The sequence below is a fragment of the Serratia sp. HMSC15F11 genome, assembly GCF_001808215.1.
Lineage (GTDB): Bacteria > Pseudomonadota > Gammaproteobacteria > Enterobacterales > Enterobacteriaceae > Serratia > Serratia nevei.
The window spans coordinates 41,187-60,600 of the sequence record NZ_KV792432.1 but is presented as its reverse complement, the minus strand read 5'-3'; the positions used below and the strand labels follow the sequence as shown (position 1 = coordinate 60,600).

The following is a 19,414-nucleotide window of genomic DNA, read 5'->3' as shown; positions in this document are numbered from 1 at the left end:
TGCAAAACTGCTGATTAATTAAAAGGTGTAAGAAAAGCGCGCCAGTACCTGAACGGGATCTTCCGGCGTGGCGTGATTCGACAAGATCCAGCCGCGGCTGACCTCGAGATCGACCAGCGCCTGCCGATAGCGCAACGTGGCGCCGCTGCTCAGGCCGGCGCTGCTGCGCCACCCCGAGCTGTCCTGACGCGGCAAAATGCGGCCGACGTCGGCGCCGAGACGCGGCGTCAGCGTGGTGGCGCCCAGATTGAAGCTGCGCGACAGCGTGTTCTGCAGATACCAGCCGTTGTCGCCGGACTGGGTGCTGCGGCTAAAGCCGCGCACGGCGCTGCGATCGGTAAGGCTCAGCCATTCCACGCCGGGCAGCGGGTCGCGGCTGTACTGGCCGTAGAACAGGTTGTTGAGCTGATAGGTCGCCTCGCCCAGGTGAAGGCGCTGGCTGAGGTTGGCGAACAGCTTGCCCTTGGTGAACTGGCTGTCGAGGTGCACCGAGCTCGGGTGGCGATCGGCCCCCAGCCACGGCAGACCCTGTTCGACGCTGAGGTTGGCGCTGAACACCCCGTTGGGCAGAATCTGCAGGTGGCTGGCGCTCAGCTCGGCCAGGGTCAGCGTGGGGCTGCTGACTTCGAGGCGCACGCTTTCGAAGTAGTTGTCGATGCGCTTGTAGGTCAACTGGCCGCTCAGGCTGTCTATCTGATCGTGATCGCGGTAAAACACATAGTCGCTGCGCAGCCCGTACTGTTGGGTCTGGCCATGCAGTTTGACCACGTTGTGCGGCAGCTGCTGGTGGTTCTCATAGGACGAGAAGCTGGCGAACCCGCTGAAGGTGAACGCGCCGTACGGCAGCGAATAGAGCAGGGTATAGGCGCGGCTATAGCGATGAGCCGGGTTTTCCAGCGTGCTGCTGGCGTTCAGGCTGACGAAGTCCGACAGGCCGAACGGGCTGTCCAGCGTGGCGGTGCCGCGCGCCAGCCACTGGCCGGTGCTTTTTTGGCCGTAATTATCCGTGCCGGCGGTAATCAGCCAGGGCTTGGCATGTTGATTGCGCAAACGAATGACCGAACCGCCAACCTGGCGGCCGGGCAATATATCCAGCTTGGTGGTATTCGATTGCAAACGGTTGGCCTGATCCAATCCCTGATCGAGCTCGGTTAATTTCAACGGCTTGCCTTCCAGACCCGGAAATAATAAACGGCTGTTGACCCAGCGATCGCCGCCTTCTATTTTCTCGATAAATCCTTCCGTCACGCTTAATCCCAATTCTCCCTGTGAATTAGGGCGAACAATTTGCACGCGCGCGGTGATATAGCCTTTTTGCACATAAAGGCGCGTTAATTCGCGGGTCAGGCGATTGATATCATTGCTGCTGATGCAGTTTTCCGGCAGCGCGCTCAGGGCGGATAAATCGGTCGGCGAGAGCAGGGTGACGCCCTGCAGATAAACGCCGGCGATCGGCAGGCACTGCGCGGACTGCGGCAGGGCGGGCGCGGCCGGTTCCGGCTCCGCCAACAAGCGTTGCTGCTTCAGCTGCTGGTAGCGGCGTTGCTCAATCAACTGGTTGACTTCACGCGTGCTGTCTTGCAACGCACGGCGCGACTCCCCCATCGACATATCCCGCATCATGTGGGCGTCCGGCAGGGTTTCGGCGGAAAGGGCCGTGCTGACCAACAGCGTCAAGGCGGTTATTTTTTTTATCATTGTAATCCATTTATGAGAGGCTGCCGGGGCAGCCAGCCCAATCCATGAGGTAACCACGGGCGGCCGACGGCCGGCCCGAAATAATGAGCGACATGCACATTGCGAGGTATCTTGATTTGCCGCGGCAAATAAGACGGTGGGTATAGATCTAAATAATAATTAGGCTGCTTCTTTTATGGCGGGCAACCCTGGTGACTTAATTAATTAAAAAAAGTAGAACGTCTCTTCCTCTTGCCAACATTATCGGCATGGTTAGGAAGAATCTGAATTTTTATTTTTCACGGATGATAGGGGATGAGGGGAATTATGACAATCCGACCAGTGGGAAATACGAAATTTCGCAGAGAAGAACGGGGACGCAATTGTTTGCGTCCCTACAGGCGGTTTATTTTTTCTTGATAGGGCGGCCGGACCAATACCCCGCCAGCAGCGAACCGGAGAGGTTGTGCCAGACCGAGAACAGCGCGCCCGGCAGAGCGGCCAGCGGTGAGAAGTAGATTTTACCCAGCGTGGCTGCCAGCCCGGAGTTCTGCATGCCGACTTCGATCGCCAGCGTGCGGCAGGTGGATTCGTCGAAGCCGAACAGCTTGCCGCCCCAGTAGCCGCTGAGCAAACCGATGCCGTTGTGCAGGATCACCGCGACGATCACCACCAAACCGACCGAGGCGATGTGGCTTTGGCTGCCCGCCACCACCGCGCTGATGATCGCGAGGATACACACCATCGACAGCGCCGGCAGCAGCGGCTCAATGCGTTTCACCGTCTTGGTCAGGGTGTGGTGGACGATCAGGCCCAGGCCGATCGGGATCACCACGATCTGCAGAATGCTCAGCAGCATGCCCATGATATCGACGCTGATCTTGGCGTCGACATACAGGCGAGTCAGCAGCGGCGTGGCAAACACCCCGACCAGCGTCGAGACCGCCGAGATGGTCACCGACAGCGCCACGTCACCCTTGGCCAGGTAGATCATTACGTTGGACGCGGTGCCGCTGGCCACGCTGCCCACCAGCACCATGCCGGCGGACAAGTCCGGCGGCATGCGAAACAGCATCGCCAGGATCCAGGCCGCCAGCGGCATGATCAGATAGTGCAGGAAGATGCCGGCCGCCACCGGGCCGGGACGCGCCAGCACGCGCTTGAAGTCGTCCAGCCGCAGCGTGACGCCCATGGCGAACATGATCAGCATCAGCAGCGGGCTGACGTAGGGGGAGATGCCGGTAAAGGTGGTCGGCGTGTAATAGGCGGCGACGGACAGCAGTATCGCCCACAGGGGGAATAAGCGCGTGAGTAGTGCCAGCATGCAGGTTTTCCTTAGCCAGATTGAGAACGGTGGGTGGGGTTGTGTTTTTTTGCGGGTTCAACATGCTGAACCCCTGCAGGTTTTTAACGGATTTTTTAGACGCAGGGGCGCAGCGTGCTGCGCCCGCAATCAGGGATAATGACTTATTCGAACAGGTTGTGATGCAGAGTGCGCACCACCTGTTCGGCTTCTTCGCCCGGTACCAGGAAGCACAGGTTATAGCTGCTGGCACCGTAGCAGATCAGGCGGATATTGAACGGATCGAGCACGCCGAATACCTCTTTGCCTACGCCGCAGGCTCGCGACAGCTGGTTGCCGATGATCGCCACCAGCGCCAGGTTTTCTTCCACTTCCACCCGGCACAGCGACGATAGCTCGGTCAGCAGCGAGGTGGTCAGCAGGCTGCCGCCGACGGAGGTGGCGCCGGTGGTGTCCATGGTCAGCGCAATGCTGACCTCCGAGGTGGTGATTAGATCGACGGAGATGTTGTGGCGCGCGAGAATGTTGAACACCTCGGCCAGGAAACCGCGCGCGTGCAGCATGTTCAGGCTGTGCAGCGTCAGCAGCGTTTGCTTGCGGCGCAGCGCCAGCGCGCGGAACAGCGGCGGATTTTCGGTGGTGTTACATACCAGCGTGCCGCCGGCCGCCGGATCCTTGCTCGAGCCGACAAAAACCGGAATGTCGCTGCGCACCGCCGGCAACAGGGTGGCGGGGTGCAGGACTTTGGCGCCGAAGGTGGCCATTTCCGCCGCTTCTTCGAAACCGATTTTATCGATGCGCTTGGCCGCCGGCACCACGCGCGGATCGGTGGTGTAAATGCCCGGCACGTCGGTCCAGATATCCACCCGGCCAACGCCGAGCGCCTCGCCGAGCAGCGCGGCGGTATAGTCGCTGCCGCCGCGGCCGAGCGTGGTAGTACGGCCTTTCGGCTCGCTGCCGATAAAGCCCTGGGTGACCACCAGCGCTTCCTGCAGGCGCGGCTGCAACTGCGCTCGGGCCAGTTCGCTGAGCGCGGCGCTGTCCGGCACGGCGCGGCCGAAGTGATCGTCGGTGCGCATCACTTTGCGCACGTCGAACCATTCGGCCTGCACGTTGCGGGCGCGCAGGATTTCAACGAACAGCAGGGTGGACATCAGCTCCCCATGGCTGACCAGCTCGTCGGTCAACGCCGTCGAGGTGGCCAACGACGCGGCCTCTGACAGCATGGCGATGTTTTCCAGCAGCCGGTCGATCTCTTCGCGGATCACCACCGGTGCCGTGAGGCGATCGAGGATGGCGTACTGGATGCGGCGGATCTCATCAAGCTGGTAATTGCGCTTGTCGGCCTCGCAACCCTCGGCCAGGGCGACCAACAGGTTGGTGACGCCCGCCGAAGCGGACAACACCACCAGGCGGACCTGCGGGTTGGCCAGCACGACGTCGGCACTGCGGTTCATGGCTTCAAAGTCGGCGACGCTGGTGCCGCCGAACTTGGCTACCACGGTGGAATTCTGGGGTGCTGCTTGGTTCATCTAGAAACCTCGTGTCAGGGATGCCCGTTTGGGGCACTGTAATTCCATAGCCTTGGCACAAGGGGAGAGCGGTAAACAGGGGGCAGGCGTAGAGGTCTACGATACACCCAGAAGCGCCCCACCTTGTCGATCGCCCTGTGGGCGATCCCCTGGTGACAACCCAGGGGATTCAGCCCCTGTAGTCGATACGATAATGGCCGGCCATTACCCTACCTCGGCGTCGCTCCCCCTCGGGTGCCGTCAACGGAGAAACGGCTCCTCTGACACTCTACCTGGGCGACGCGCCTCTTCTGGCTTGCGCACCGGGTGCGCAAGTAGGCTGTTAGGAATAGCCGGTTATCGCCATTCTGTCAACGTACAGACGGTGAGGGATTTTCATCTTGTACCAGCGCGATAAGCGTACAGGGCATCGCGGGCGTGGAACCGGCGCCAATCGGTTGCAGAGAACCATCTTCCTTTTGGCTGAATAACGGGATAACGCCCTTATGTTTCTCCAAATACTCCAGCCAACCGAAATTTTCGTTCAATTTGGTTGCCTTGATGGTGGCCCCCCTGGCGAGCAGGCTGCTCAGGCGGCCGTAGGTGGCTTCCTGATTAAATAAAATTTCATGCCGGCGGAAACGCGAACTTTCCGCGCTGGCGCCGCGCCCTTTCAGCGGCGCCCCCGAACGGATGGCAAACACGTGATCCTCGCCGAAGAGATGGCCGAAGTGGTAGACCGCCAGCGCGTTCTGGTGGCGATTGGGCGACAGCGCCAACACCTGGGCGATATTGCTCAGGTCGAGATAGTTCTCGGCGTGTTCGGAGTAGGCGTGGCCATAGTAGGCCGGAATGCCGTCCATGCGCGCCTGGCGGTAGTATTCCCAACTGCTGTCGGTGACGATCACCGGCACGTTCAGCTTGATCAGCGCCTGCGCCAGCATGCGCGCCACGCTGTTGGCGCCGACGATCAGCACGCCGCGCGGTTTTTGCTGCTGCACCCGCAGCCAGCGCGCCATCATGCCGCTGGTCAGGCTTTGCAGCACCACGGTGCCGATGATGATGGCGAACACCACGGTGACCAGCCGGTCCGCGCCCTGATAGCCGCTGCGCTGCAGCGTCAGCGCGAACAGCGAACTGACCGCCGCGGCGACGATGCCGCGCGGGGCGATCCAGCACAGCAGCAGCCGATCGCGCCAGTGCAGGGAAGAGCGCCAGGTCGATACAGCGATGCACAGCGGCCGAGCGATGAACTGCACCGCCAGCAGCAGCAGGAGCAGCGGCCAGCCCATGTTCCACAGCGCCTGGATGTCGAGCCGCGCCGCCAGAATGATGAACAGCGCCGAGATCAGGATCGCCGACAGCTCCTCTTTGAACGCCAGAATATCGCTGGTATCGACGTCGCGCATGTTGGCCAGCCAGATGCCCATCACCGTGACGGTCAGCAGGCCGGATTCGTCGGCGATGGCGTTGGAAACGCCGAAGGCGGCCAGCATGATCGCCAGCACCGCCAGGTTCTGCAGGTAGCGCGGCAGCCAGACGCGGCGCAGCGCCAGGCCGAGCAGGTAGCCGAACAGCGCGCCGGCGATCAGGCCGACGGCGGCGGTCACGCCCAGCGTCCAAAACAGGTGGGTATAGGACTCCGCATTCTGTTTCAGCACGATGAATTCGAACACCAGCAGGGTGAAGATGGCGCCGACCGGATCGATGACGATCCCTTCCCAGCGCAGCACCTGGTTAATGTTGGCGTTCGGCCGCACCACGCGCATCAGCGGAGCGATCACGGTTGGCCCGGTCACCACCGTCACCGCGCCGATCAGCGCCGCCAGCTCCGGCGGGAAATCCAGCAGCCACCAGCTGGCGAGGCTGATGACCAGAAAGGTAACCAGCATGCCGACGGTGACCAGATTGCGCACCACGCCGCCGAGGCCGCGTATCTCCTCGAAACGCAGCGTCAACGCCCCTTCAAACAGGATGATCGCCACCGATAGCGACACCAGCGGAAACAGCAGATCGCCGAACAGCAGATCCGGCTGCACCAGATGCACCGTCGGGCCGAGTACGATGCCGAACAGCAGCAGTGGCAAGATGGCCGGCAGGCGCAGCAGCCAGGCCAGCCACTGCGCCAGCAGCGACGCCAGGCCGATAAGCACCAACATGAGTGGGGCGGATAATTCCATAAGCGAGATCCCTTTCAAATGACGAAATAAGCGACGATGACACAGCCTGATGACAATTCGATAACCCCGATAACAGGCCGTTAGCCCAAAGTATAGAGTGAAAGCTGAAACGAGGCGGCAATGCGTTGACAGTTAGCGCCTATCGCAAGAAAAGAGATCATAATCACAGTCGAACAGGCTACAATCGGACAAACGCGTCATTTTTATTCTCAAGCCTAAGAGTGTTGCTATGAAAAATATCAATCCTAGTCAAACCGCTGCTTGGCAAGCCCTGCAGCAACATTATGCACAGATGAAAGACGTACGGATCGCCGACCTGTTCGCTCAGGACAGCGATCGTTTCTCCCGGTTCTCCGCGACCTTCAACGACCAAATGTTGGTGGACTATTCCAAGAACCGTATCACGCAGGAAACCCTGGAGAAGCTGCAGGCGCTGGCGAAAGAAACCGATCTGCAAGGCGCCATCAAATCGATGTTCGCCGGTGAGAAAATCAACCGCACCGAAGATCGCGCGGTGCTGCACATTGCCCTGCGCAACCGCAGCAACAGCCCGATCCTGGTCGACGGCAAAGACGTGATGCCGGAAGTGAACGCGGTATTGGCCAAGATCAAACAGTTCTGCGCGCGCGTCATCGGCGGCGAGTGGAAAGGCTACACCGGCAAGCCGATCACCGACGTGGTGAACATCGGCATCGGCGGTTCGGATCTCGGCCCTTACATGGTGACCGAAGCGCTGCGCCCTTATAAAAACCACCTGAACATGCACTTCGTCTCCAACGTCGACGGCACCCATATCGCCGAAACGCTGCAGCCGTTGAACCCGGAAACCACGCTGTTCCTGGTGGCCTCCAAAACCTTCACTACCCAGGAAACCATGACCAACGCCCACAGCGCGCGCGACTGGTTCCTGAGCAGCGCCGCCGATCAACAGCACGTGGCCAAGCACTTCGCCGCGCTGTCCACCAACGGCAAAGCGGTGGCCGAATTCGGCATCGATACCGACAACATGTTCGAGTTCTGGGACTGGGTAGGGGGCCGTTACTCCCTGTGGTCGGCGATCGGTCTGTCGATCGCGCTGTCCATCGGTTATGACAACTTCGAGCAGCTGCTGAGCGGCGCGCACGCCATGGATAAGCACTTCGCCGAAACGCCGGCGGAGAAAAACCTGCCGGTGCTGCTGGCGCTGATCGGTATCTGGTACAACAACTTCTTCGGCGCCGAAACCGAAGCCATTCTGCCGTACGATCAGTACATGCACCGTTTCGCCGCTTACTTCCAGCAGGGCAACATGGAGTCCAACGGCAAGTACGTCGATCGCAACGGCAATCCGGTGGATTACCAGACCGGCCCTATCATCTGGGGTGAGCCGGGCACCAACGGCCAGCATGCGTTCTACCAGCTGATCCATCAGGGCACCAAGCTGGTGCCGTGCGACTTCATCGCACCGGCCATCAGCCATAACCCGCTGGGCGATCATCACGCCAAACTGCTGTCCAACTTCTTCGCCCAGACCGAAGCGCTGGCGTTCGGCAAGTCGCTGGAAGTGGTAGAGGCCGAGTTCGCGGCGCAGGGTAAAACCCCTGAGCAGGTCAAGCACGTGGCGCCGTTCAAAGTGTTTGAAGGCAACCGTCCGACCAACTCGATCCTGCTGCGCGAAATCACCCCGTTCAGCCTGGGCAGCCTGATCGCGCTGTACGAGCACAAAATCTTCACCCAGGGCGCGATCCTGAACATCTTCACCTTCGATCAGTGGGGCGTGGAGCTGGGCAAACAGCTGGCTAACCGCATCCTGCCTGAGCTGGCGGGCAGCGAGAAAATCAGCAGCCACGACAGCTCGACCAATGCGCTGATCAACCGCTTCAAGGAATGGCGCTAATCGTCTGAGCGGAAGCCAATAAAAAAAACCCGCCGCGGCGGGTTTTTTTACGTCGGCAAAAAATTACAGGTTGATCGGTACTTCGAAGCTGACGCCCGCGCCCACGTCATCGGCGGTGCTGTGATCGTTGTCCGTGTACCACAGGCTGGTATCGAACTTAACCTGAGACGGGAAGGTGTAACCCCAACCGACCTGAATGCCCTTCAGCGTATCGGATTTAGGGAACGCCTGGTTGATGCTTTGGCTCAGCGGGTTCACCTTGGCGTAAACCACGCGGGTGCTCCAGCGCTGGCTGTCGTCCAGCACCAGCTCTACGCGGCCGGACAGCATCTGGCCGTCGCCGCCCATGGCGTGGCCCAGCGGGTAACCTTGCTGATAATAACCGCCTCTGTAAACGTAGTGGTTGTAGACGTAGTTTTTACGACTCATATCCGAGCGGGTATCTGAACCCTCGATGTACCAGTTGATGGTAGTCGGACCCCATTCCGGGTGGCCTTCAAGGCCGAGCAAATAGGCATTTTGCGATGGCAGATAGCCTGCCTCATCTTCACCCACCAATTGACCATACAGGCTGACCGGCAGGCCGATCAACGGTTGCATCTTCAACTTGAAGTCGAAACCGGCGAGCTGATTGCCAGGATCGTTAGCTCTATCGCCAGTGTTGTCTTTACCAGTTGCCGCATCCCAGAATGAGCTCCAGGATTGCGGGCGGCCTTCACCCCCCCACATCATGATGCGTGAAGCCCCCAGTTCGACGAAGTCGGTCGGCATCATGGTGAAACGGCCACCGATCAGTTTGGTGTGCGGTACTGAACTGTACTGCGACAGCTGGCCGGCGCTCAGCTGGTATTGCCAGCGGCCGATCCACGACAGCCACGGGGTTTCAAACGGCGATTGGTCGGCGCGCTGCAGCATGAAGCCCGCGACCGGGCGCGCGGCGTCGGAGCGGATCAGGCTGCCGTCGTAGCCAGGGCCCCACCACTGGGAAACTTCGCCGAAGGAGAGCCACTGGTTCCAGATTTTCACCGCGCCGTAGGAGCCGTTCATATTGAATTTGGAGCCGTCGCTGACGCGCTGATCGCCTTCCACCGAACCCTGCAGACGTACGTCCCAGAACTCGCCGTTGGCGCCGGCACCGATGGTCAGGCGATCGTCGGCGTACTCATTTTGGCCGAAGCCCTGCGGGGTACCGGGTTTATCCGTCGACGCGTAACCGCTGACGCGGATGTTGGCTTTCAAGGCATCGACACGGCGCTGCACGCGGTCGATGACGTTTTTCTCGGTATTGGTGACCGGCTTGGCCTGCGCGATAACGGAACTGATCTCTTCCTGGCTCAGTGGCCAGGTGGACAGGCTGACGTTGATGACGCCGCGGTCAGACAACCAGGCGAGATCGTTACGCAGATCGTTGTCAGGGGTTACCAGGCCGGCGGCGTGGCCGGACAATGCACAGGTAAACAGGCCCGCAGCGACCAGTCCGTTAAGTTTAGCGCGCATAAAGAATTCCCTTGTTAATTCGAGGTTATTGGTTTTATGTAAAGATCTCTGTGACCCATGATAGTTGACATTTCGATTTGCTACAAATCTATAAGCCAGAAACATCTTATTATAACTTTATGAATTAAATGGGGTTTAAAGTGCTTTCGCGCGGGGCATAATTTTTAAGACAATGCCTATATTGGCACGGTTGAATCATATTAGCGGTATTCAGAGAGAGGTTTTATGGCAAAAACGTCGCGTTCGATCATGATAGCGAAAGGGCTGCAGCGGGTACTGAACGTAGGTTTGCTGCTGCTGGCGGCAATTCTGGTGGTGTTTCTGGTCAAGGAGACCCTCCACCTGGCGAAGGTGTTATTTATCAACAACGAAGAGTCTTCTTCATATCTGTTGATTGAAGGCATCGTGATTTATTTCTTGTACTTTGAATTTATCGCCTTGATCGTCAAGTATTTTGAGTCGGGTTATCATTTCCCGCTGCGCTATTTTATTTATATCGGCATTACCGCGATTATTCGTTTGATTATCGTGGACCACAAGAATCCCATCGATACCCTGATCTACGCCGCGGCGATATTGGTGCTGGTGGTGACGCTCTATCTGGCCAACACCGATCGGCTGAAACGGGAATAGTGGAGATAAAAATGGCGGCCAATGGCCGCCAAAGACACAGGATTACCGCTATCGCGGAAAGACATCAAACGCACTGCAGTGGCACAAATTACCCCTTCACGCCGCCGGCCGTCAGGCCGCCCACCAGCCAGCGCTGCGCCAGCAGGAACACGGCGGTAATCGGTATCGCCGACAGCACCGCGGCGGCGGCGAAGTCGCCCCACAGGTAGTTCTGAGGGTTGAGATATTGCTGCATCCCCACCGCCAGCGTGTAGCTGTTCACATCGCGCAGCAGCAGCGACGCTACCGGCACTTCGGTGATGGCGGCGATAAACGACAGAATGAACACCACCGCCAGAATCGGCACCGACAGCGGCAGCAGCACCAGACGGAATGCCTGCCACGGCGTGGCGCCGTCCAGCGCCGCCGCCTCTTCCAGCGAGTTGTCGATGGTTTCGAAATAGCCCTTGATGGTCCAGACGTGCAGCGCGATGCCGCCCATGTAGGCGAAGATCACGCCGCCGTGGGTGTTCAGGCCGATAAACGGAATGTACTGGCCCAGGCGATCGAACAGGGCGTACAGCGCCACCAGCGACAGCACCGCCGGGAACATCTGGAAGATCAGCATGCTTTTCAGCAGCGTGCTCTTGCCACGAAAACGCATGCGGGCGAAGGCGTAGGCGCAGGTGGTGGATAGCGTCACGATGCCGATGGCGGTGATCGCCGCGATCTTGATGGAGTTCCACAGCCACAGCAGCACCGGGAACGGCGGCGGCGTCACGCTGCCGTCGGCGTGGGTGACGCTGAAGCCGAGCGCCAGCCGCCAGTGATCCCAGGAGAGGGTTTCCGGTATCAGGCTGCCGGTGGCGAAGTTGCCGGAGCGCAGCGAGATGGCGATCACCATCAGCAGCGGGAACATGATCAGGGCGATAAAGCACAGCATGAAAATATGGGTGATCCACAGGCGCAGGCGCTGGGACTTGGGTTGAACCATGGCCATCGTTATTCTCCCTAATCGAAGTTCATCTTGCTGGCTTTCAAATTCAGGATCGCCAGCGCGCCCACCAACAGGAAGATCAGCGTGGCGATGGCGGCCGCCAGCCCGAAGTCTTGCCCGCCGCCGCCTTCGAAGGCGATGCGGTAGGTGTAGCTGACCAGCAGATCGGTATAGCCGGCCGGCGTGGTGGTGCCGATCATATCCGGGCCGCCGTTGGTCAGCAGCTGGATTAGCACGAAGTTGTTAAAGTTGAAGGCGAAGCTGGCGATCATCAGCGGCGTCAGCGGCTTGATCAGCAGCGGTAAGGTGATGCGGAAGAAGTTTTGCCACGGGTTGGCACCGTCCATCGCCGAGGCCTCGTACAGATCGTCCGGGATGGCCTTCAGCAGCCCCATGCACAGGATCATCATGTACGGGTAACCGAGCCAAGTGTTGACGATCAGGATCATGCTCTTGGCGGTGAGCGGATCGCTGAACCAGGCCGGTTTAATGCCGAACAGATGGCTGAGCATCATGTTGATCTCGCCGAAGCTCTGGTTGAACAAACCTTTGAAGATCAGGATCGAGATGAATGACGGCACCGCATAGGGCAGGATCAGCAGCACGCGGTAGATCGCCTTGCCTTTCAGCGCCTCCCACTGCACCACGCAGGCCAACACCATGCCGACCGCCACGGTGAGGATCACCGTCATCACCGAGAACACGATGGTCCAGATGAAGATCGACACGAACGGTTTCTTGATGCCCTCGTCCTGCAGCACCCGCAGGAAGTTTTTCCAGCCGGTGGTGACGGTATAGCCCGGGCTCAGGGTTTCCTGCGCCCAGCCGCCGTCGGCGTTGATCGCCTGATAGAAGCCGGTGTCGCCGTTCGGCCGGTAGCGCACCTGGGTCTGATTATTGGTCAGCGTGCTGCCGTCTTTGTCCAGCGCATACAGCGGGCGGGTGCCGGAGAACTGGCGCAGGGAGCTCATGCGCAATTCCCCGCCGTCGGGCAGTTGCGCCACCAGCTGGCTCAGCGCCTGCCGGTTCTGGGTGATCGCCCGCAGCGTGGCGCGTTCGCCCTGCGGCGCGGCGCTCTGCGCCGTCAGCTTCAGGGTTTGCGGCGCGGCGGCGTCGAGGCGGAAAGGCTCGGAGATCAGCGGCTGTTCACTGTCCGGTGGCGTCAGCTGCAGGCGCCACTGCTGGTTTTCCGCCGGGTAGAGGCCGAAGGTAAAGGTTTTGCCGCTCTGGAATTGGCGCTGCATCAGTACCGATTGCGCGCGTTCAAAAGTCAGCTGGTTGGTGCTGCTGTAGTTGGTGAAGGCGATGGCGATGGTGCAGATCAGCGGGAACAGGACGAACAGCCCCATGCCGGCGACGCCGGGATACACATAGCGCCAGGCATAGGCGCGGCGGTTGGCGAAGACGTAAAGCCCGGCGCTGACCAGGATCAGCGTCAGGATGGCGAACAGGTATTCACCCTGTGCATACATCAACACAATCAGGTAGCAGGTCACCAGGCTGAACAGGCCGACCACCAGCCATTTCAGCGCGTCGCTTTGCCACCACTTCGATTTTTTACGCGCAGGCGTCCCGGCGTGAGCGAATTGCATAGGGCATTCCTTTCTGTGAAGCAACGGCGGGGCACTTGTCCCCTTCATACTTGAAGCTACACCTTTGTTGGCTGCGTCCGCTCACCCCGGTCACAGCGTTATCTATGCTCCCGGGGATGTGCGTACTTGCCGTCGCGGTGTAACTCCAATTATTTCGGGGATGTTAATCCCGCACGACGTCGTTACTTGGTGATACGGGTCTGCACGTCGTCCAGCGCGGCTTTCACCGTCTGACGGCCGCTGACGGCGTTGATCACCGCGCTGCGTTCGGCGTACCAGAAGGCGCTCATCTGCGGGATGTTCGGCATGATTTCCCCGTTTTGCGAGTTCTGCATGGTGGCGGCGATCTTCGGATCTTTGGCCAGCGCTTCCTGATAGGACTTCAGCGCCACCGCGCCCAGCGGCTTGTCTTTGTTGACGTCCGCCAGCCCTTCGTTAGTCAGCAGGTAGTTCTCGAGGAACTCGGTCGCCAGCTCTTTATTCGGGCTGGCGGCGTTGATGCCGGCGGTCAGCACGCCGACGAACGGCTTGGACGGTTTGCCTTTGAAGGTCGGCAGCAGCGTCACGCCGTAGTTGATTTTGCTCTGCTCGATGTTGTTCCAGGCCCACGGCCCGTTGATGGTCATCGCGGTCTGGCCTTTGTTGAACGCGGCTTCGGCGATTGAGTAGTCGGTATCGGCGTTGATGTGTTTGTTTTTCACCAGATCGACGATGAACTGCAGACCGGCCTGCGAACCGGCGTTGGCGACGCCGACATCCTTGATGTTGTATTTGCCGTTTTCATACTTGAAGGCATAACCGCCGTCGGCGGCGATGATAGGCCAGGTGAAGTAGGGCTCCTGCAGGTTCCACATGATGGCGCTCTTGCCGTTGGCGCGCAGCTGCTTGTCCAGCGCCGGGATCTCTTCCCAGGTCTTCGGCGGCTGTTTGACCAGGTCTTTGTTGTAAATCAGCGACAGCGCCTCGACGGCGATCGGGTAGCCGATCAGCTTGCCGTCATAGCGCACCGCGTCCCAGGTGAACGGGAACAGCTTGTCCTGGAAGGCTTTGGACGGGTGGATTTCGGCCAGCAGGCCGGACTGCGCATAGCCGCCGAAGCGGTCGTGGGCCCAGAAGATAATGTCCGGGCCGTCGCCGGTGGCGGCCACCTGCGGGTATTTTTCTTCCAGCTTGTCCGGGTGCTCGACGGTGACCTTGATGCCGGTGTCTTTTTCGAATTTCTTGCCGACTTCGGCCAGGCCGTTATAGCCCTTGTCGCCGTTGATCCAGATGACCAGTTTGCCTTCCTCGATCTTGGCGAAGGCGGAAGAAGAGAGCACCAGGGTGGCCAGTGCCGAGAGTGCCAGCGTGCGGGCGAGGGTAATGCTGCGAGTCATAATCCAGTCCTTCTTTTTGTGGGCACATAAGTCAAGGAGAGACGTTTCGCGGTAATAGTGGGTCACAACGCGACATATTCTCATCCTCCCCCCTTCTACGCCCCTGTGATGAGGAGTGTGATCCAGTTAACGTTGCGCTCTATTCTGTGGCGTCAGGCACAAAATAGGGGGGCGATTTTTGCCAGCCGGATCACAGATTTGCCTTAAGCTCGGAACTTCTCATCGCTGCGGTCGTTCTCTCATCCTCCCGTCTCCTCCCCCATGAAAAATCCTGTTACGGATGATTACCCTTTCCGGCGACTCCCGCACTATCGGCCCATTGATTTTCAACGCCACGCGCAGCAGGGATACCGGATTTATGTCGTCAATGCCTATCGCCACTCAGCCCAGCCTGTACCGGATCCATCCGGCCAGTTTCCGTGATGGAAACGGGGACGGCGTGGGCGACGCGCACGGCATGCTGGCGGCGCTGCCGTACCTGAAAGCGCTGTCGATCGACGGCCTGTTGCTGCCGCAGACGCTGGCGCCGGAGACCGAGGCGGCGGTGACGGGCGAAGGGCTGACGCTGTGGTACGCCGATGAAGTTAACCGCGTTCGCAATGCGGCCGCGCCGCAGCGGTTCGCCCACGGCGCATTGGCGCTGGACGTGATGCCGTTCAGCGCGGAGAAGCTGGTAGCGGTGCTGCATGCCCGCCGCGCCTCGTTGGCGGACAGCCTGTGGAGCACCGGCGACGCCGATCAGCCCCGAGTGGTCAGCCGCTGGGGGCAGGGCGATTTGCGCTCCGCCGCCGCCTTTCTGACGCTGCTGGCGATGTTGCCGGCGCCGATCTGCCTGTATCAGGGCGAAGAGCTGGGGCTGCCGCATGCCGCCGGCCTGCAGGATCCGCGTGGCGCGCAAACGCCGATGCCGTGGCATGAGGCCCCCGAACAGGTCACCGCCGGCGAAATCAGCTGGTATCAGCAGGTGGCGATCGAACACCGTGCGTTGGCCATCAGCCGCCAACAGCACGACAGCCACTCCACCTTACGTTACTGCCAGGCGCTGTTGGCCCTGCGCCGTTCGCCGCTCATCCAGCGCGGCGAGCTGAGCGCGGTCAGCCAGCGAGACGGCGTGGTGCGCTTACTTATTACCCATCAGGATCAATGCCTTGAAGCGCTGATAAACCTGCAGCCTTATACTCAGGCGGCCGCGCCGTCTGAGGCGACCTTGCCGTTGGCATGGCAGCACGGCGCGCAGCAAGAGGGTCATCAATGGGTTTTGGCGGGCTTTGCCTCCGCCATTTTCACACGACATGTTAACTGCGAAAGCAGGGGAGTAACGCATGGCTAGCGTCACACTGCGCAGCGTTTATAAGGCCTTCGGTGAGGCCGTGATTTCCAAAGACGTCAATCTGACCATCGAAGACGGCGAGTTTGTGGTGTTTGTCGGGCCGTCGGGCTGCGGTAAATCGACGCTGCTGCGCATGATCGCCGGGCTGGAGGACATCACCTCCGGCGAGCTGCTGATCGGCGAGAAACGCATGAATGAGGTGCCGCCTTCCGAGCGCGGCATTGGCATGGTGTTCCAATCCTATGCGCTGTATCCGCACCTGTCGGTGGCGGACAACATGTCGTTCGGCCTGAAGCTGGCCGGCGCCAGGAAAGCGGAAATCAATCAACGGGTAAACCAGGTCTCTGAGGTGCTGCAGCTGGCGCACCTGCTCGATCGGCGGCCGAAGGCGCTGTCCGGCGGGCAGCGTCAGCGCGTGGCGATCGGCCGCACGTTGGTGGCCGAGCCGGACGTGTTCCTGCTCGACGAACCGCTGTCCAACCTCGACGCCGCGCTGCGGGTGCAGATGCGCATCGAGATCTCCCGTCTGCACAAGCGCCTGCAGCGCACCATGATTTACGTCACCCACGATCAGGTCGAAGCGATGACGCTGGCCGACAAGATCGTGGTGCTTGACGCCGGTCGCGTGGCCCAGGTCGGCAAGCCGCTGGAACTGTACCACTACCCGGCCAACCGCTTCGTCGCCGGGTTTATCGGCTCGCCGAAGATGAACTTCCTGCCGGTCAAGGTGACCGCGGCGCAGCCGCAACAGGTGCAGGTCGAACTGCCCAACCGCCAGCTGGTCTGGCTGCCGGTGGAAGGCGCGGGCGTTCAACCCGGCGCCAACCTGTCCCTGGGCATTCGCCCTGAACATCTGCTGCCCGGCGAAGCCTCAGAAGTGCGGCTTACCGGCGACGTACAGGTGGTGGAGCAGCTCGGCAACGAGACGCAAATCCACATCCAAATCCCGGCCATCCGTCAAAACCTGGTGTACCGCCAGAATGACGTGGTGCTGGTAGAAGAAGGTGCCACATTCGCCATCGGCCTGCCGCCTCACCGCTGCCACCTGTTCCGTGAAGACGGTACGGCATGTAAACGGCTGCACCAGGAGCCGGGCGTTTAAAGCACCAAAGTCGGTATAACAGGAGAATAATGATGACTACTCTGCGCAAACTTCCTCTGGCACTGGCTGTCGCCGCCGGTGTTCTCTCGACTCAGGCGCTGGCCGTGGATTTTCACGGTTATGCCCGTTCCGGCATCGGCTGGACCGGCAGCGGCGGTGAGCAACAGTGCTTCAAGGCCACCGGCGCCGCGAGCAAATACCGTCTCGGCAACGAATGCGAAACCTATGCCGAGCTGAAGCTGGGGCAGGAAGTGTGGAAAGAAGGCGACAAGAGCTTCTATTTCGACACCAACCTGGCCTATTCGGTCTCGCAACGTTCCGACTGGGAAGATGTGACCCCGGGCTTCCGCGAAGTCAACGTGCAGGGTAAAAACCTGATCGACTGGCTGCCGGGCTCTACGCTGTGGGCCGGTAAGCGCTTCTATCAGCGTCATGACGTTCACATGATCGACTTCTACTACTGGGATATCTCCGGCCCGGGCGCCGGTCTGGAAAACATCGATCTGGGCTTCGGCAAGCTGTCCGCCGCCGTGACCCGCAACTCGGAGTCCGGCGGTTCTTACGGCTACCTGGATAACGAATGGAAACAGCGCCCGACCGTTAACGATACCTTCGACGTGCGCTTGGCCGGGCTGGAACTGAACCCGGGCGGCACCCTGGAGCTGGGTGTGGACTATGGCCGTGCCAATGCGCAGGATCACTACCATCTGGCCGACGGCGCCAGCAAAGACGGCTGGATGTTCACCGCGGAACACACGCAGAGCATCCTGAGCGGTTACAACAAGTTTGTGGTGCAGTACGCCACCGACTCGATGACCTCGCAGAACAACGGCCGCAGCCAGGGCGCCACCATCGATAACAACGGCAAGATGATCCGCGTGCTGGATCACGGCGCCATCGACTTCAACGATCAATGGGCCATGATGTACGTCGCCATGTTCCAGGACATCGACCGCGACAACAACAACGGCACCACCTGGTACACCGTGGGCGTGCGCCCGATGTACAAATGGACGCCGATCATGAGCACTCTGCTGGAAGCGGGCTACGACAACGTCAAATCCCAGCGCACCGGCGATCGCAACGGCCAGTATAAAGTGACCCTGGCGCAGCAGTGGCAGGCGGGCAACAGCATCTGGTCGCGTCCGGCCATCCGTCTGTTCGCCACCTACGCCAAGTGGGATGAGAAGTGGGGCTACGCCACCGGCGACGACACCGGGTATAACGCCGGCACCGCATACAACGACACCAGCATGCATACCTTCAGCCGCGGCAAGGATGACGAAGTCACCTTCGGCGCCCAGATGGAAATTTGGTGGTAACGACGACAGGACGGGGAGGGCTGCAGGCTCTCCCCCAACCGCATTTGCTGCGGCCGGATCTCTTGCCTGATTCGCCGTGGCGCTGAAAGAGGATATAACGATGAAAAAGAATCTGCTGTCACTCTGCCTGTCGCTGGCGCTGACCGTCGGCGCGCCTTTGGCGGCCAACGCCGAGACGCCGGCCAACGTTTCCGTCGCGCCGGCCATCAGCGCCGCCACGCTGCAAAGCCTGCCGTGGCAGCCGCTGCAGCCGCCGGTGTCGCAAGAGGTGAAGCTCGACGCCGTCAGCCCGCAACTCAATCAGGGCGAGATTCAGGGGGCGATCGCCGCCTATACGCTGCCGGCCGATCGCGGTTCGCTGGAAGTGACGCTGAGCAGCCTTGCCAAAAACAATTCGCTGTATGCGCCGAGCGTGCTGGTGCTGGACGAGCATCTGCGCCCGGCGGCGTATTACCCGAGCAGCTACTTCCCTTACCAGCCGCCGGGGGCGATGTCCTCCGATCGCCTCGAAGGCACGCTGAAACTGACGCCGGCGCTCGGTCAAAAACAGATTTACCTGTTGGTGTACACCACTCGTCAGGACTTGGCGAAAACCACGCAGCTGACTAACCCGGCCAAGGCCTATGCGCAGGGCGTGGGCAACGCGGTGCCGGATATCCCGGATCCGATCGCCGGCCACGCGACGACCGGCACGCTGAAGCTTAAGGTCACCGCTGAACAGGGCACCGGCAACGTGATGATCGGCATGCTGCAGCCTGCGCCGACCGTGGCGCCGGTGGTGGTGGGCTCGACCGCCCCTGCCGCCGTGGCTGCACCAGCACCGGCGCCGGAGAAACCGGCGGAGCCGATGCTCAACGATACCGAAAGCTACTTTAATAACGGCATCAAACAGGCGGTGAAGGCGGGCGATATCGACAAGGCGCTGAAACTGATGAATGAGGCCGAGAAACTGGGCTCGACCACCGCGCGTAAAACGTTTATCAGCAGCGTTAAAGGCAAGGGGTAACACCCGGCGCTGCCGATGCTGGCTCGATGATTG

The 19,414-nt window shown here is 60.4% G+C and carries 14 protein-coding genes and 1 riboswitch; of the genes, 6 read left to right on the top strand and 8 right to left on the bottom strand.

From position 1 onward, the window contains the following. Positions 1-18: 18 nt before the first annotated feature. The 4 genes from HMPREF3138_RS08685 to HMPREF3138_RS08670 form a co-directional block, all read right to left on the bottom strand. On the bottom strand, positions 19-1,698 hold the full coding sequence (locus tag HMPREF3138_RS08685) for a ShlB/FhaC/HecB family hemolysin secretion/activation protein (protein WP_038874353.1): 1,680 nt from the start codon (positions 1,696-1,698) through the stop codon (positions 19-21). Between the two features lie 385 nt (positions 1,699-2,083). Further along, positions 2,084-3,001, bottom strand: coding sequence for a ketopantoate/pantoate/pantothenate transporter PanS (gene panS / locus HMPREF3138_RS08680; protein WP_038874351.1), 918 nt, complete (start codon positions 2,999-3,001; stop codon positions 2,084-2,086). 143 nt (positions 3,002-3,144) lie between these two features. Next, positions 3,145-4,512 (bottom strand): lysine-sensitive aspartokinase 3, encoded by a 1,368-nt coding sequence (gene lysC / locus HMPREF3138_RS08675; RefSeq protein WP_038874349.1) that lies wholly within the window; start codon positions 4,510-4,512, stop codon positions 3,145-3,147. A gap of 103 nt (positions 4,513-4,615) precedes the next feature. Next, positions 4,616-4,810, bottom strand: a riboswitch (Lysine riboswitch). Positions 4,811-4,862: 52 nt separating this feature from the next. After that, positions 4,863-6,671 carry a cation:proton antiporter gene (locus HMPREF3138_RS08670; RefSeq protein ID WP_038874347.1) on the bottom strand — a complete coding sequence of 603 codons (1,809 nt, stop codon included), beginning with the start codon at positions 6,669-6,671 and terminating at the stop codon, positions 4,863-4,865. A gap of 229 nt (positions 6,672-6,900) precedes the next feature. Here HMPREF3138_RS08670 and pgi point away from each other — a divergent pair, with 229 nt between their 5' ends. Next, the gene (gene pgi, locus HMPREF3138_RS08665) at positions 6,901-8,547 is read left to right on the top strand and encodes a glucose-6-phosphate isomerase (RefSeq protein WP_033639258.1); all 1,647 of its coding nucleotides are present in this window, start codon (positions 6,901-6,903) and stop codon (positions 8,545-8,547) included. A gap of 63 nt (positions 8,548-8,610) precedes the next feature. Here pgi and HMPREF3138_RS08660 read toward each other — a convergent pair whose 3' ends face one another. Beyond that, positions 8,611-10,044: a capsule assembly Wzi family protein gene (locus tag HMPREF3138_RS08660; RefSeq protein WP_038874345.1), complete on the bottom strand. Its 1,434-nt coding sequence runs from the start codon at positions 10,042-10,044 to the stop codon at positions 8,611-8,613. A gap of 225 nt (positions 10,045-10,269) precedes the next feature. On the opposite strand from HMPREF3138_RS08660, the gene psiE reads away from it, so the two are divergent. Beyond that, positions 10,270-10,677 (top strand): phosphate-starvation-inducible protein PsiE, encoded by a 408-nt coding sequence (psiE, locus tag HMPREF3138_RS08655; protein WP_004936694.1) that lies wholly within the window; start codon positions 10,270-10,272, stop codon positions 10,675-10,677. Between the two features lie 88 nt (positions 10,678-10,765). Here the strand turns inward: psiE and malG are convergent, their stop codons facing one another. The 3 genes from malG to malE form a co-directional block, all read right to left on the bottom strand. Then, the gene (malG, locus tag HMPREF3138_RS08650; protein ID WP_038874343.1) at positions 10,766-11,656 is read right to left on the bottom strand and encodes a maltose ABC transporter permease MalG; all 891 of its coding nucleotides are present in this window, start codon (positions 11,654-11,656) and stop codon (positions 10,766-10,768) included. A gap of 11 nt (positions 11,657-11,667) precedes the next feature. Then, positions 11,668-13,245: a maltose ABC transporter permease MalF gene (gene malF / locus HMPREF3138_RS08645; protein ID WP_038874341.1), complete on the bottom strand. Its 1,578-nt coding sequence runs from the start codon at positions 13,243-13,245 to the stop codon at positions 11,668-11,670. Between the two features lie 182 nt (positions 13,246-13,427). Next, on the bottom strand, positions 13,428-14,621 hold the full coding sequence (gene malE, locus HMPREF3138_RS08640) for a maltose/maltodextrin ABC transporter substrate-binding protein MalE (RefSeq protein ID WP_025304464.1): 1,194 nt from the start codon (positions 14,619-14,621) through the stop codon (positions 13,428-13,430). Between the two features lie 358 nt (positions 14,622-14,979). Here malE and HMPREF3138_RS27455 point away from each other — a divergent pair, with 358 nt between their 5' ends. The 4 genes from HMPREF3138_RS27455 (at position 14,980) to malM (ending at position 19,381) form a co-directional block, all read left to right on the top strand. After that, a complete protein-coding gene (locus HMPREF3138_RS27455; protein ID WP_038874389.1) occupies positions 14,980-15,951 on the top strand; it encodes an alpha-amylase family glycosyl hydrolase in 972 nt (323 codons plus the stop codon). Beyond that, the gene (malK, locus tag HMPREF3138_RS08630; RefSeq protein WP_038874339.1) at positions 15,944-17,053 is read left to right on the top strand and encodes a maltose/maltodextrin ABC transporter ATP-binding protein MalK; all 1,110 of its coding nucleotides are present in this window, start codon (positions 15,944-15,946) and stop codon (positions 17,051-17,053) included. Before HMPREF3138_RS27455 ends, malK begins: the two co-directional genes overlap by 8 nt. Positions 17,054-17,082: 29 nt before the next feature. Continuing rightward, entirely contained in the window at positions 17,083-18,375 is a 1,293-nt protein-coding gene (locus HMPREF3138_RS08625; RefSeq protein ID WP_048234809.1) for a maltoporin, read from the top strand. A 100-nt stretch (positions 18,376-18,475) separates the two neighbouring features. Next, positions 18,476-19,381 carry a maltose operon protein MalM gene (malM, locus tag HMPREF3138_RS08620; protein WP_038874335.1) on the top strand — a complete coding sequence of 302 codons (906 nt, stop codon included), beginning with the start codon at positions 18,476-18,478 and terminating at the stop codon, positions 19,379-19,381. Positions 19,382-19,414: the final 33 nt, after the last annotated feature.